This is a genomic window from Flexivirga oryzae, from assembly GCF_014190805.1.
Lineage (GTDB): Bacteria > Actinomycetota > Actinomycetes > Actinomycetales > Dermatophilaceae > Flexivirga > Flexivirga oryzae.
This window is the reverse complement of the sequence record NZ_JACHVQ010000001.1, coordinates 1542846-1556544: the sequence shown is the minus strand read 5'-3', so window position 1 is coordinate 1556544 and position 13699 is coordinate 1542846. Positions and strand designations below refer to the sequence as shown.

General features: G+C 68.6%; 14 protein-coding genes. 10 read left to right on the top strand and 4 right to left on the bottom strand.

Annotated features, from left to right (window positions below; genetic code table 11):
• Window positions 1-102 precede the first annotated feature (102 nt).
• The gene (locus FHU39_RS07140; protein ID WP_343065771.1) at window positions 103-1074 is read right to left on the bottom strand and encodes a heme o synthase; all 972 of its coding nucleotides are present in this window, start codon (window positions 1072-1074) and stop codon (window positions 103-105) included.
• 167 nt (window positions 1075-1241) lie between these two features.
• On the opposite strand from FHU39_RS07140, the gene tkt reads away from it, so the two are divergent.
• The 7 genes from tkt (at window position 1242) to FHU39_RS07105 (ending at window position 9807) form a co-directional block, all read left to right on the top strand.
• A complete protein-coding gene (gene tkt, locus FHU39_RS07135) occupies window positions 1242-3404 on the top strand; it encodes a transketolase (RefSeq protein ID WP_183319707.1) in 2163 nt (720 codons plus the stop codon).
• A gap of 1 nt (window position 3405) precedes the next feature.
• A complete protein-coding gene (gene tal / locus FHU39_RS07130; RefSeq protein WP_183319706.1) occupies window positions 3406-4524 on the top strand; it encodes a transaldolase in 1119 nt (372 codons plus the stop codon).
• Window positions 4521-6212: a glucose-6-phosphate isomerase gene (locus FHU39_RS07125; protein ID WP_183319705.1), complete on the top strand. Its 1692-nt coding sequence runs from the start codon at window positions 4521-4523 to the stop codon at window positions 6210-6212. The genes tal and FHU39_RS07125 overlap by 4 nt, the downstream gene beginning before the upstream one ends.
• A gap of 90 nt (window positions 6213-6302) precedes the next feature.
• The gene (gene zwf, locus FHU39_RS07120; RefSeq protein WP_183319704.1) at window positions 6303-7847 is read left to right on the top strand and encodes a glucose-6-phosphate dehydrogenase; all 1545 of its coding nucleotides are present in this window, start codon (window positions 6303-6305) and stop codon (window positions 7845-7847) included.
• Window positions 7844-8770, top strand: coding sequence for a glucose-6-phosphate dehydrogenase assembly protein OpcA (locus FHU39_RS07115; RefSeq protein ID WP_183319703.1), 927 nt, complete (start codon window positions 7844-7846; stop codon window positions 8768-8770). Before zwf ends, FHU39_RS07115 begins: the two co-directional genes overlap by 4 nt.
• A 2-nt stretch (window positions 8771-8772) precedes the next feature.
• Window positions 8773-9495: a 6-phosphogluconolactonase gene (gene pgl / locus FHU39_RS07110; protein WP_183319702.1), complete on the top strand. Its 723-nt coding sequence runs from the start codon at window positions 8773-8775 to the stop codon at window positions 9493-9495.
• Window positions 9496-9561: 66 nt separating this feature from the next.
• Window positions 9562-9807, top strand: a complete 246-nt coding sequence (locus FHU39_RS07105) for a DUF2630 family protein (protein WP_183319701.1) — start codon at window positions 9562-9564, stop codon at window positions 9805-9807.
• 7 nt (window positions 9808-9814) lie between these two features.
• Here the strand turns inward: FHU39_RS07105 and FHU39_RS07100 are convergent, their stop codons facing one another.
• Window positions 9815-10549, bottom strand: a complete 735-nt coding sequence (locus tag FHU39_RS07100) for an RDD family protein (protein ID WP_183319700.1) — start codon at window positions 10547-10549, stop codon at window positions 9815-9817.
• 77 nt (window positions 10550-10626) lie between these two features.
• A complete protein-coding gene (srmL, locus tag FHU39_RS07095; protein WP_183319699.1) occupies window positions 10627-11745 on the bottom strand; it encodes a PheS-related mystery ligase SrmL in 1119 nt (372 codons plus the stop codon).
• Window positions 11746-12010: 265 nt separating this feature from the next.
• Here srmL and FHU39_RS07090 point away from each other — a divergent pair, with 265 nt between their 5' ends.
• From FHU39_RS07090 to FHU39_RS07080, 3 genes are read left to right on the top strand one after another with little or no spacing between them, the layout of a single operon-like run.
• On the top strand, window positions 12011-12364 hold the full coding sequence (locus tag FHU39_RS07090) for an ArsR/SmtB family transcription factor (protein WP_221185163.1): 354 nt from the start codon (window positions 12011-12013) through the stop codon (window positions 12362-12364).
• Window positions 12361-12849 (top strand): SRPBCC family protein, encoded by a 489-nt coding sequence (locus FHU39_RS07085; protein ID WP_183319697.1) that lies wholly within the window; start codon window positions 12361-12363, stop codon window positions 12847-12849. Before FHU39_RS07090 ends, FHU39_RS07085 begins: the two co-directional genes overlap by 4 nt.
• Window positions 12849-13331 (top strand): VOC family protein, encoded by a 483-nt coding sequence (locus FHU39_RS07080; RefSeq protein WP_221185162.1) that lies wholly within the window; start codon window positions 12849-12851, stop codon window positions 13329-13331. Before FHU39_RS07085 ends, FHU39_RS07080 begins: the two co-directional genes overlap by 1 nt.
• On the opposite strand, the gene FHU39_RS07075 is transcribed toward FHU39_RS07080, so the two are convergent.
• Complete coding sequence (locus FHU39_RS07075; RefSeq protein ID WP_183319696.1) at window positions 13324-13674, bottom strand: RNA polymerase-binding protein RbpA; 351 nt, start codon at window positions 13672-13674, stop codon at window positions 13324-13326. The two genes, FHU39_RS07080 and FHU39_RS07075, sit on opposite strands and share 8 nt — an antisense overlap.
• Window positions 13675-13699 lie beyond the last annotated feature (25 nt).

The following is a 13699-nucleotide window of genomic DNA, read 5'->3' as shown; positions in this document are numbered from 1 at the left end:
GATGCATTGACCGGCATACGGATTCGGTGCGAATGCGTATGCCGGTCAATACGCAGGTATGCCGGTCAATCAGAAGGGGGCGGCCGATCAGAAGGGGCCGGATCAGAAGTGGATGTGCAGCAGCGGGTCGACCGCCACGCCCACGAACACCAGCGTCAGGTAGCTGATCGAGTAGTGGAACAGGCGCATCGGCTTGAGCACCTTGTACGACGCACCCGCCTTGGCACGGGCCAGCAGCAGGTGGGCCTCGCGCAGGAAGACGGCCCCGGAGGCGAGCGCGATCACGGTGTAGATGACGCCCATGTCGCCGACGGGTACCAGGGCCAGCGTCGTCAGCACGGTCACCCAGGTGTAGATCACGATCTGGCGAGCGACGTTGATGTCCTCCGCGACGACGGGGAGCATCGGTACGCCGGCGTTGGCGTAGTCGTCACGGAACCGCATCGACAACGGCCAGTAGTGCGGTGGGGTCCAGAAGAAGACCACCAGGAAGAGGATGAACGCCGACCAGCTGAGCGAGTCGGTCACCGCGGACCAGCCGATCAGGGTCGGCATACAGCCGGCGATGCCGCCCCACACGATGTTCTGGGAGGTGCGGCGTTTCAGCAGCAGCGTGTAGAACCCGACGTACAGCACGATCGCGCCGAGCGAGAGCCAGGCCGACAGCCAGTTGACCAGCAGGCCGAGCCAGAGCGTGGCGACGACGCCCAGCACGACACCGAAGATCAGCCCGTTGCGCGGGGTGATCACCCCGGTCGCCAGCGGCCGCCCCTCCGTGCGGTGCATGACCCGGTCGATGTCGCGGTCGATGTAGCAGTTGAGCGTGTTGGCCGACCCGGCCGAGAACGAACCGCCGATCAGGGTCGCGAGGATCAGCCAGACCGACGGAACACCCTTGTCCGCGAGGAACATCACCGGGAACGTCGTCACCAGCAGCAGCTCGATGATGCGCGGCTTGGTGAGCGCGACGTAGTCACGGACCACGTGGCCGAAGGAGCGAGGGGGTGTGCTGACGCTGTCCGTGCGGTCGGCGGAGGCGCGGCCGTCGGCCGGGCGCGGCTCGATCGCAGTCACTCGCGTCACTTCCATGCTTGAGGGGAGTCCTCGTCGGGCGGCCCAATCCGCCTCGGGAACAGCCCGAGTCTATCCCGCCCGGCCGCATTGCCTGCCCGGTGGGTCGCGGGACTAGGCTCGACTCCGACAGATCCGGATTCGTTCAAACTTCGTGGGAGTCATCTGCCGTGACCCAGGACACCTCAGCCATCACCGGACGCCGTGACCCGGCGCTCGCCGAGCCCATCGCCACCAACGCCGGGTGGACGCCCGTCGACGTCCGCGCGGTCGACACCGTGCGTGTGCTCGCGGCCGACGCCGTGCAGAAGACCGGCAACGGGCACCCGGGCACCGCGATGAGCCTGGCACCGCTGGCGTACCTGCTCTACCAGAACGTCATGCGCATCGACCCGAGCGACCCGCACTGGATCGGCCGCGACCGGTTCGTGCTGTCCTGCGGGCACTCCAGCCTCACGCAGTACATCCAGCTCTACTTCTCCGGCTACGGGCTCGAGCTGTCCGACCTGGAAGCCCTGCGCACGTGGGACTCGCTGACTCCCGGTCACCCGGAGTACGGCCACACCGACGGCGTCGACATCACCACCGGGCCGCTGGGTTCGGGCATCGCCTCCGCGGTCGGTATGGCGATGGCGCAGCGTCGCCAGCGCGGTCTGCTCGACCCGGAGGCAGCACCGGGCACCAGTCCGTTCGACCACCACGTGTGGGTGATCGCGTCCGACGGTGACCTGATGGAAGGCGTGTCGGCAGAGGCCGGTTCACTCGCCGGCCACCAGGAGCTGGGCAACCTGATCGCGTTCTACGACCAGAATCAGATCTCCATCGAGGACGACACCAACGTCTCCTTCACCGAGGATGTCGCGGGACGTTACGCGGCATACGGCTGGCACGTGCAGACCGTCGACTGGCGCCCCGGCGCGAAGCCGGACAGCGACCGCGACAGCTACACCGAGAACGTCGACGACCTGCTGGCCGCGATCGAGCAGGCCAAGCAGGTCACCGACAAGCCGTCGCTGATCTGCCTGCGCACCATCCTCGCCTGGCCGGCACCGACCAAGCAGGGCACCGGCAAGGCGCACGGCAGCGCCCTCGGCGAGGAGGAGGTCGCCGGCACCAAGCAGGTCCTCGGCTTCGACCCCGAGAAGTCCTTCCAGGTCGAGGACGAGGTCATCGAGCACGTCCGCAAGGTCAAGGACCGCGGCCGGCAGGCGCACGAGGAGTGGGACAAGGGCTACAACGCCTGGCGTGCGGCCAACCCGGACGGTGCCGCACTGCTCGACCGGCTCGTCAAGCGCGAGCTCCCGGACGACTTCGCCGCCGCGTTCCCGGTGTTCGAGGCCGACGCCAAGGGCATCGCGACCCGCGCCGCCTCCGGCAAGATCCTGACCGCGCTGGCGCCCGTACTGCCCGAACTGTGGGGAGGCTCCGCCGACCTGGCCGAGTCCAACAACACCACCATGGTCGGCGAGCCCAGCTTCGTCCCGGAGAACTGGCAGACCGAGGAGTGGCAGGGCGGGCCCTACGGGCGCACGCTGCACTTCGGCATCCGGGAGAACGCCATGGGTATGTCGCTCAACGGCATCGCTCTGGAGGGCCTGACCCGCCCGTACGGCGGCACGTTCCTGGTCTTCTCCGACTACATGCGCCCGGCCGTCCGCCTGGCGGCCATCCAGAAGTTGCCGGTGACGTTCGTGTGGACGCACGACTCCATCGGCCTCGGCGAGGACGGCCCGACCCACCAGCCGATCGAGCACCTCGCGGCGTTGCGTGCGATCCCCGGCCTGGACGTCGTCCGACCCGGTGACGCCAACGAGACCGCGGTCGCGTGGCGCACCATCCTGGAGCACACCGACCGCCCGGCCGGCCTGATCCTGTCCCGCCAGGCGCTCCCGACCGTCGACCGGTCCGAATACGCCTCGGCGGACGGGGTCGCCCGCGGTGCCTACGTGCTGGCCGACGGCGACGGCACGCCGGACGTGATCCTCGTCGCAACCGGCTCCGAGGTCGGTCTCGCGCTCGAGGCGCGGAAGGCTTTGGCCGAGAAGAACGTTGAAGCTCGTGTGGTGTCCATGCCCTGCCGCGAATGGTTCGAGGCGCAGGACGAGGACTACCGCAACGAGGTTCTCCCCCCATCCGTCACCGCGCGGGTCAGCGTCGAGGCCGCCACGGTGTTCGGCTGGCGCGACATCGTCGGTGACGCCGGCCGCACGGTCGGCATCGACCACTTCGGTGCCAGCGCGGCGGGCACGGTGCTGATGGAGAAGTTCGGTTTCACGGTGGACCATGTGGTGTCCGCCGCGCAGGAGTCCATTGCAGCTGCAGGAGGCAAGTGACATGGCAAACGACAACACACAGGCACTGAGCGATCTCGGCGTCTCGATCTGGCTGGACGACCTGAGCCGTCCACTGATCACCGGGGGCGACCTGCAGAAGCTGGCCGAGGACAAGAACGTCGTCGGCGTCACCACCAACCCGACGATCTTCGCGTCCGCGTTGTCCGACGGCTCGGCATACAACGACCAGGTCGCCGAACTCGCCAAGGCGAACACCGGCGTGGACGAGGCGGTCTTCGAGATCACCACCCGCGACGTGCACGACGCGTGCGACGTGCTGCGACCGGTGTATGACGCCACCGGCGGCCAGGACGGCCGCGTCTCGATCGAGGTCGACCCGCGGCTGGCCCGCGACACCGACGGCACGGTCGCGATGGCCAAGGAACTGTGGGCCAAGGTCGGCCAGCCCAACGCGATGATCAAGATCCCGGCCACCGAGGAGGGGCTGCCGGCCATCACGGCGGCTCTCGCGGAGGGCATCAGCGTCAACGTCACGCTGATCTTCTCGCTCGAGCGCTACCGCGGCGTGATGAACGCCTTCCTCACCGGTCTCGAACAGGCCAAGGAAGCGGGCAAGGATCTGTCCCAGATCCGTTCGGTCGCATCGTTCTTCGTCTCCCGCGTCGACACCGAGATCGACAAACGGCTGGACGCGATCGGCACCGACGAGGCCAAGGCCCTCAAGGGCAAGGCCGGTGTCGCCAACGCACGCCTGGCCTACCAGGCGTTCGAAGAGGTCTTCTCCACACCGCGCTGGCAGACCCTCGCCGACGACGGCGCACACGTGCAGCGTCCCCTGTGGGCGTCCACCGGCGTCAAGGACCCGGCATACCCGGACACGATGTACGTCATCGATCTGGCCGTGAAGGAGACCGTCGACACGATGCCGCCGAAGACCCTCGACGCGCTCGCCGACCACGGTGAGGTCACCGGCGACCAGGTCACCGGCAACTACGCCGACGCCGCCGGCGTCCTCGACGCGCTGGAGAAGCTCGGGGTGTCCTACCAGGACGTCGTCGAGGTGCTGGAGAACGAAGGCGTGCAGAAGTTCGACAAGTCGTGGGACGAGCTGCTCGGCTCGGTCAAGAGCGAGCTGCAGAAGGCAGGTGCGACCCTGTGACTGATGCCGACCTCGCCGTGACCGCGGTCGGTGCTGCGGCGGACGCGATCAACGCGCACGTCCCGCAGCTGGTCGCCGACAAGTTCGCCAGCAAACTCTTCGCGCAGGACCCCACGCTGTGGGGCCCGGCCGCCGAGTCCGAGTCGGCCAAGCGCCTGTCCTGGGTCGGGTTGGCGACGTCGTCCCGCCCGCTGGTCGACCAGATCACCTCGCTCCGCAGCAAATTCGCCGAGCAGGGCCTCGACCACGTCGTGCTGTGCGGCATGGGCGGCTCGTCCCTCGCGCCGGAAGTCATCTGCGCAACCGACGACGTCCCGCTGACCGTGCTCGACTCCTCACAGCCGGACATGGTCCGCGCGGCGCTCGACGACCGGCTCGAGCAGACGGTCGTGGTCGTCTCCTCCAAGTCCGGCTCGACCGTCGAGACCGACTCGCAGCGGCGGGTCTACGAGCAGGCGTTCAAGGACGCCGGCATCGACCCGACCGAGCGCATCGTCGTGGTCACCGACCCGGGCAGTCCGCTCGACAAGGAGGCGCGCGAGACCGGCTACACGGTGTTCAACGCCGACCCGGACGTCGGCGGGCGCTACTCCGCGCTGACCGCTTTCGGGCTGGTGCCGAGCGGTCTGGCGGGCGCAGACATCGGTCGGCTGCTGGACGAGGCCGAGAGCGTCACCGTGGCGCTGTCCGCGGACGACGACGCCAACCCGGCGCTGCGCCTGGGCGCGGCACTCGGCGGCACCCGGCCGACGCGCGACAAGATCGTGCTGATCGACGCGGGCACCCATGCCGTCGGTTTCGGTGACTGGACCGAGCAGCTGATCGCCGAGAGCACCGGCAAGGACGGCAAGGGCCTGCTGCCGGTCGTCGTCGGCGACTCCCCCACCGGGGACCGTCCGGCCGAAGGACGGCGAACGTCACAGGCTGGGGACGCGGGGATGAGGGACGAATCTCCGCGTGACCAGCTCGCCGACGAGCTCTGGGTCCGGCTGGTGGCGCCCGACGACGAGTCGCAGCCCACCGGGGATGCGGTCGTCAACGTCGGCGGTTCGCTGGGTGCAGCAATGCTGCTGTGGGAGGCAGCGGTGGCCACGGCCGGCCGGTTGATCGGCATCAACCCGTTCGACCAGCCCGACGTGGAGAGCGCGAAGGCAGCGGCCCGTGAGCTGCTCGGCAAGGGCACCGGCGAGACGGCCGCTCCGGCATACACCGACGGTGCGGTCGAGGTCCGCAGCGCAGGTCCGGACTTCCTCGGTGACTCGGCGACGGTTGCGGACGCGCTCCGCGCGCTCTTCGCGCAGTTGCCGGACAGCGGCTACCTGGCCGTGATGGCGTACGTCGACCGGATCGCCGACCAGTCGCTGGCCGACGTCCGGATCCCGTTGGCGCGCAAGCTGAACCGGCCGGTGACGTTCGGCTTCGGGCCCCGCTTCCTGCACTCGACGGGGCAGTACCACAAGGGTGGACCGGCCGACGGCATCTTCCTTCAGGTCACCACGGCACCGACCGAGGACCTGCCCATCCCGGGCCGCGAGTTCACCTTCGGTGACTTCATCGCCTCGCAGGCCGGCGGAGACGCCAAGGTCCTGGCCGACCACGGTCGGCCCGTGCTGCGGCTGAACATGACCGATCACGAAGCCGGTATGGCGCAGTTGCAGCAGGCGATCGCCGAGGTCTGCGGCGCCTGATCGTGCACGGGCGGCGTCGCGCCGAACCTTCCGGTTCCCCGCGACGCCGCCCGATGCTTTGCTCCTTCAACGATTTCGGAAGGAAGACAGATGAGTCCAGCGCGCGTGACGCGTGGTAACAATCCGCTCCGTCAGGCCGACGACCTCCGGTTGCCACAGATAGCCGGACCCTGCGCCCTGGTGATGTTCGGTGTCACCGGCGACCTGGCCCGCAAGAAGTTGCTCCCCGCGATCTACGACCTGACCAACCGCGGCCTGCTACCGCCGGGCTTCTCACTCATCGGATTCGCCCGGCGCGACTGGGACGACGCGAAGTTCGCCGAGATCGTCCGCGACGAGGTCAAGGCAGGTGCCCGCACACCCTTCCGCGAGGAGGCGTGGCGCAACCTCGCCGACGGATTGCGTTTCGTCCGAGGTACGTTCGACGACGACGCGGCGTTCGACGAGCTTGCCCGCACCCTGGAGAAGCTGGATGCGGAGCGCGGCACGGGCGGGAACGCCGGCTTCTACCTGTCCATCCCACCGGGCGCGTTCGAGACGGTCTGCTCCCAGCTGGATCGTTCCGGTCTCGCGTCACCGGACGACGACTCGTGGCGTCGGGTCGTCATCGAGAAGCCGTTCGGGCACGACCTGGCCAGCGCCAGGGAGCTCAATTCGACTGTGGAACGGGTGTTTCCGGCCGACGCCATCTTCCGCATCGATCACTACCTGGGCAAGGAGACAGTGCAGAACCTGCTAGCCCTGCGCTTCGCGAACCAGCTGTTCGAACCGGTCTGGAACGCCCACTACGTCGATCATGTGCAGATCACGATGGCCGAGGACATCGGCATCGCCGGGCGCGCCGGCTACTACGACGGCATCGGCGCTGCGCGGGACGTCATCCAGAACCACCTGCTGCAGTTGCTCGCGCTGACCGCCATGGAGCAACCGAACTCCTTCGGTGCCAACGAGTTGCGTGCCGAGAAGGAGAAGGTGCTGGCCGCGGTCCGGCTGCCCGACGACTTGGCCACGGCGACCGCGCGGGGGCAGTACACGGCCGGCTGGCAGGGCAGCGAGAAGGTCGTCGGCTACCTCGACGAGGACGGCATCGACCCGAGGTCGACGACCGAGACGTATGCCGCCCTGAAACTGCAGGTGCACACCCGCCGTTGGGCGGGGGTGCCGTTCTACCTGCGCACCGGCAAGCGGCTCGGGAAGCGGGTGAGTGAGATCGCGGTGGTGTTCAAACGGGCTCCGCACCTGCCGTTCACGGACACCGCCACCGAGGAGCTGGGTCAGAACGCCATCGTGATCCGGGTGCAGCCCGACGAAGGCACGACGCTGCGCTTCGGGTCCAAGGTGCCGGGCGCGGGATCCATGGAAGTGCGTGACGTGACAATGGATTTCAGTTACGGCAGCGCCTTCACCGAGTCCAGCCCGGAGGCGTACGAGCGGCTCATCCTGGACATGCTGCTCGGGGATCCGCCGCTCTTCCCGCGGCACGAGGAGGTCGAGTTGTCCTGGCGCATCCTGGATCCCGTGGAGCGCTTCTGGGCGCGTAGAGGGCACCCGGAGTGCTACGAGTCGGGCAGTTGGGGACCGCAGAGCGCCCACGACCTGCTCGCCCGTGACGGGCGCGAGTGGAGGCTGCCGTGATCACCGATCTGCCGGGCACCACGACCAAGGACATCAGCAAGCAACTGGTCCGGTTGCGCAACGAGACCGGCGCGGTGGCGCTGGGCCGGGTGATGACGCTGATCATCGTCGTCGACGAGGCCGACGCCGACGCCGCGGTCGAATCCGCGATCCAGGCCAGCAGGCAGCACCCGAGCCGCATCATCGCGCTCGTCTCGGGAGCTGCGCGGGGCGCCAGCAGGCTGGACGCCCAGGTGCGCGTCGGGAACTCCGCCGGCGGCAGCGAGATCGTCGTGCTGCGGATGTACGGCGAGCTGACGAAACACGGCGCGAGCGTCGTCACCCCGTTGCTCGCCGCCGACACCCCGATCGTGGCGTGGTGGCCCGGCGCCGCCCAGGACGTGGCATCCTCCCCCATCGGCCAGCTGGCCGGACGCCGCATCACGGACGCATCATTGGCGAAGGACCCGCGGAAGGCGTTGCAGCGCAGGCGGGCCGAATACGCGGACGGTGACACCGACATGGCGTGGGCCCGCGCCACCCGATGGCGTGGTCTGCTCGCGACGGCCCTCGATCTGCCGCCGTTCGAGCCGGTGACCTCCGTGACGGTGACCGGCGCGTCCGACTCGGCCAGCACCGACCTGCTCGCGGGCTGGCTGGCGGCACGGCTCAAGTGTCCGGTGCGGCGTGCCAAGTCCGCTCCGGGGACCGGGCTGGTGCATGTCCGCATGGAGCGCAGGTCCGGCCCGATCGAGCTGGACCGGCCGGACCGGCGCACCGGCACCCTCACCCAGCCCGGGCAACCGGAGCGCCGACTCGACCTGACCCGCCCCGGCACCGCGGAATCGCTCGCCGAGGAACTCAGCCGCCTCGGTGCCGACGAGGTCTACCGTGAGGCACTGGTGAAGGGACTACCGAAGGTCACCAACGCGCGAGGAAGGTGAAGATGACAATCGAGCGACGCACTTCCAAGGACGAGCTCGGCAAGGCGATCTCCGACGAGCTGGTCATCGCAATCATCGCCGCACAGCGTGATCGCGGTGTCGCGCACATCGTGCTCACCGGCGGCTCGATGGGCGGCCTGTCGCTGCAGTCGCTGCCGGGCGCCACCGGCATCGACTGGTCGAAGGTGCACTTCTGGTGGGGGGACGAACGGTTCGTGCCGTCCGGCTCGTCCGAGCGCAACGACGTCGAGGCCGACCGGGCGGCACTGGATGCACTTCCGGTGCCCCCGGAAAATGTGCACCGGGTCGCCGGTCCCGACTCGGTGCCCGACGCCGAGGCAGCTGCCACGGCATACTCCGACGCCATCCGGGACGTCGGCGATGGGATGTTCGACGTGACGATGTTCGGGATGGGCCCGGACGGGCACGTCGCCTCGCTCTTCCCGCACCACCCGGCGCAGCGCACCGAGGGTGCGATCGCGATCGCCGTGCACGACTCCCCCAAACCCCCGCCGGACAGGGTGTCGCTGACGTTCGAGTGCCTGGCCCGCAGCCGTGCGGTGTGGCTGATGGTCTCCGGGGCGGAGAAGGCCGACGCGGTCGCGGCCGCGCTCGCGCCCGGGGCGGACCGCTGGGACGTCCCGGCCAGCGGAGTGCACGGCACCGAGTCGACCGTCTGGTGGCTGGACGACGCAGCCGCGGCCCATCTCCCTGACCCGGACTGACACCCTCCCAGCACGGGACCGGAAAGGGTCGTGTGGTGAGCGGCGTCTCGTGCCACGATGAGTGGCATGGACGACGACAGCATCCACGAGCACATCAACGAGCTGATCGCGACGGAGCACGAACTGCGCACCAAGCTCGGCAAGGGTGAGATCAGCGCACCGGAAGAACACGCCCAGCTGCGCGAGACCGAGGTTCAGCTGGACCGGCTGTGGGACCTGCTGCGGCAGCGGCAGGCCAGGCGCGAGTTCGACCAGGATCCCAGCGACGCGACCGAGCGGACCGCGGACGTCGTCGAGAACTACCGGGAGTGACTCCGGGTCAGCGCTTCTCCCCTCCCGGTGGGGGACCCTGCACCACGAGGGTGCCGACGATCTTGTCGGAGAACGTCTGCCGCTTGGAGTCCCACAGCGGCCACAGGTAACCCAGATCGCACAAGAAGCTGTCCAGCATGTGCGCGAGGTCGCGCAGGAACGCCTTTCCGCCGCCGATCGGCGCAAGCGTCTGCTCGCTGACCAGGGTGATGCCCAGCGCCTTCTTGCCGATCGACTGTCCCTTGCCGCCCTTGATCCAGCGGTTCCAGATCAGCAGCCCGAACATCACGACGAACCCCAACAGCATCAGCAGCACGAAGGCCGGCGAGATCGAGCCGCTGTGGTTCACCGTGTAGCAGGTGTTCGGATCGCTGTAGTCGAAGCACCGCCGCGAGGTCGTCGTCGACGACACGAGCTGGACGTAGCCGGGGATGATGAGCAGGTAGCCCGGCAGCAGCACGAGCCCGTCGATGAGGTACGCCCCCACGCGCTGACCCCAGTGCGCCAACGGCGGCAGGGTGGCGCCGAACTGCTGCGGCCCACCGTAGTAGGGCTGCTGTCCGTACGGCGCCTGCAGCGGCTGACCGTAACCCTGCGGCGCTCCGTACTGCGGCTGGCCGTACTGCGGCTGCTGCCCGTACTGGGGTTGCTGGCCGTACTGGGGCTGCTGCCCGTACTGCGGTTGCTGGCCGTAGTGCGGCTGATCGCCCTGCGGGCTGGCGTATGGATCGTTGTTGCTCACGGGTGTCCCCTCAAACTCGTATCGGCTTCGGCGCAGACTCTACTGAGTCGACGCGAGCATCGACGGCACGGTTCCGGTCAGCCACAGATGAGTTCCTGGACCGGTCCTTCGTGGATCGCCAGGTACACCGCGTCACGGATCCGATTGGCCTGCGCGGAGGTCAGCGTGCGCTCGATCGGCCGCAGGGTCAGCCGGACCAGCGCATTCGCCTGCCCGAGCCCGATCCCGAGCCGTCGCCGCGCGCTCGCGGGAAGATCGTCGTACGACGTCAACGACACCAGCTCGACCGACTCCAGATCCGCTGCCCGGTCGCCGAGCGCCATCCGGACCCGATCACCCAGGACCTCTTCGTCCGTCCCCCAGGCGACCACGACGGACAGATCCCGGCTCGCGGCCGGCATCAGCGAGACCGGCTGGTATGGCGCGAGATCCAGCAGCTGAGCGGACACCCGTGGATCCGTGGAGCGCAGCAGCCGAATGTCCGGGATCTGTTTGCGGACCATCAACGCCCGGTCCAGTCCGACGCCCGCGGCAACCCCGGACCAGCCCGCGGGCGGCAACCCGGCGGCCGCCAGCAGCCTGGGGGCGATCAGCCCGCCCTCGGCCAGCTCCAGCCACTCACCGTCGCCGGGATCGAGCACGTCGAGTTGCAGGCCGTCGGTCGTGTAGCTGTGCGGCGAGTCCGTCACCCGCCAGCGGCAGCCGGGCAGCACCGCGTCCGCGATCGTCCCGAGTCTCGCGATCAGTCCCTCGCGCTGCTGCGGGGCGTCACGTGTCACCCACCACAGGTCGAGCTGGTGCGGCTCGCCGGTGTGTGTCCGGTCGATGGCATCGCGGCGGTAGGCCAGGCCCGCGGCGGCATACAGCACGTTGTCGGCGCCATCGTGCTGTGCGAGCACCGGCGGCAGCATCGCGCTGGTGTGGCTGCGCAGCATGACCGTCGGGCTCACGTACCGCGAATAGCGTTCATTGCGAGTGACATCCGTCGGACCGTAGCCGAGTGAGTCATAGTTGGCCGCGACGGACACCAGCGGGCTGTGCCGCACGGGCCGCACGCGGCTGTCACCCCGCTCGGCCATCGCGCGGACGATGTCGTCGGTCAGCAGCTGCATCGCGTGCGGGCCGGCAGCGGGATCGGTCAGGTCACGCAGCTGCAGGGCAGCGCGTAGTTGTGCAGAGGTCAGGTAGGTCGTCATCGAAGGTCCTTGGTCCGGTCTGGTCGGGATGGCTGCTCCCTCGACCGGCGCGGCGGACCTCAGCTGCGGGTGCGAGCGAGCCCACGACCGACCACCGGTCGAGGGCACCGAAATCGCTGAACGCGCTGCATGTGCCGACCATAGCCACTCCCTCTCCACCTGCTCCACCTGATTTCGTTGTTAAACCGATTGGTTGACAACAAGCGATCGGTGCGTCATGCTCGTCGTACTAAACCAATCGGTTGAGTCTCAGAAGGGTCGAGTGATGGATCGGTTGTCCCAGGTGTTCGCGGCACTCTCCGACCCGACGCGACGCGACATCGTCGCCAGGCTGACGATCGCCGACGCGACGGTGAGCGAACTGGCCGCGCCGTACGACGTGAGCCTGCAGGCGGTCTCCAAGCACCTCAAGGTGCTCGAGGGAGCCGGCCTGGTCACCCGCACCAAGGACGCCCAGCGGCGTCCGGTCCATCTGGAAGCAGAGGTCTTCGACCTGATGAGCAAGTGGATAGAGCGCTACCAGCAGCAGGCCGAGCAGCGTTACCAGCGGTTGGACGCGGTGCTCGACGAACTCAACCACCGCGACACCCCGAGCACACAGGAAGGCACCGCATCATGAACCCCACGACCTATCCGGCAGCCGTCATCGAAGCGGACGAGCGGGTGCCCGTCATCCGGATCACCCGTGATTTCCACGCAACACCAGCGCAATTGGTGAGAGCGCACACCGACCCCGATCTCTATGCGCGCTGGGTCGGACCCGACGACGTGACGACCGAGATCGACTACTGGGACGCGCGCACCGGCGGCAGTTGGCGTTTCCTGAACAAGCGGGGAGCCGAGGAGCACGCGTTCCACGGCAGCTTCCACGAGGTGTCGGACGTGCGCGTCGTGCAGACGTTCACCTGGGAGGGTATGCCGGAGGGCGTCTCCCTGGAGACCCTCACCTTCGAGGACCTCGGCGACGGGCGCACCCGGCTGCACGCGCAGTCCCTGGTCGACTCGTTCGAGGCCCGCGACGGCTGGCTGGCCAGCGGTATGGAGGTCGGCGTCAACGACGGCTACGCCAAGCTCGACGCCCTGCTCACGGACGGAGCGGTCTGATGGCAGCACTGGAGACCTCGCTGCGACCCTGCCTCTGGTTCGACGACGACGCCGAGGAAGCGATGAACTTCTACGTCGACCTCTTCCCCGACTCACACATCGACGCCATCGTGCGCTACCCCGACGAGTCGCTCTCCGAGCACTTCACCGGTATGGCGGGCAAGGTCCTCAACGGACGCTTCACCCTGGACGGCATGCAGTTCGTCTGCCTCGACGGTGGACCAGCCTTCACCTTCAACGAGGCGCTCTCGCTCACCGTCTCCTGTGCCGACCAGGCGGAGATCGACCGCTACTGGGACGCCCTGTCGGCGGTGCCGGAAGCGGAGCAGTGCGGCTGGTGCAAGGACAGGTACGGCCTCAGCTGGCAGATCCTGCCCGCGCAGCTGGACCGGCTGATGACGGGTCCGGCGGCCGTGCAGGCCCTGTTGGGAATGCAGAAGATCGTGATCGCCGAGCTGGCGGCCGCGGGTGCGGCTACTTGATCAGGCCCCGCTGGCGCAGCGTGTCGAGCGCCTCGTCGAGGATGACCGCGCCCTCCTCGTCGCTGCGCCGCTCCTTCACGTAGGCCAGGTGCGTCTTGTACGGCTCGGCCCGCGGCGGCGCCGGCGGGTTCTCCTGGTCCTGGCCGGCGGGGAACCCGCATCGCGGGCAGTCCCAGATCTCCGGAACGGCGAGGCCGGGCTCCTGCGCGAAGCTCGGCCGGGTCTCGTGCCCGTTGGCGCACCAGTAGGAGATGACTACGCGGGGAGCAGCCTCACCACGCTCCGCCTCACCCATCGGTCCGGCGCCGACTCGACTACCTCGAATTGCATTGGCACCGGCCACGATTGCTCCTTGACAGCGAAGAAAT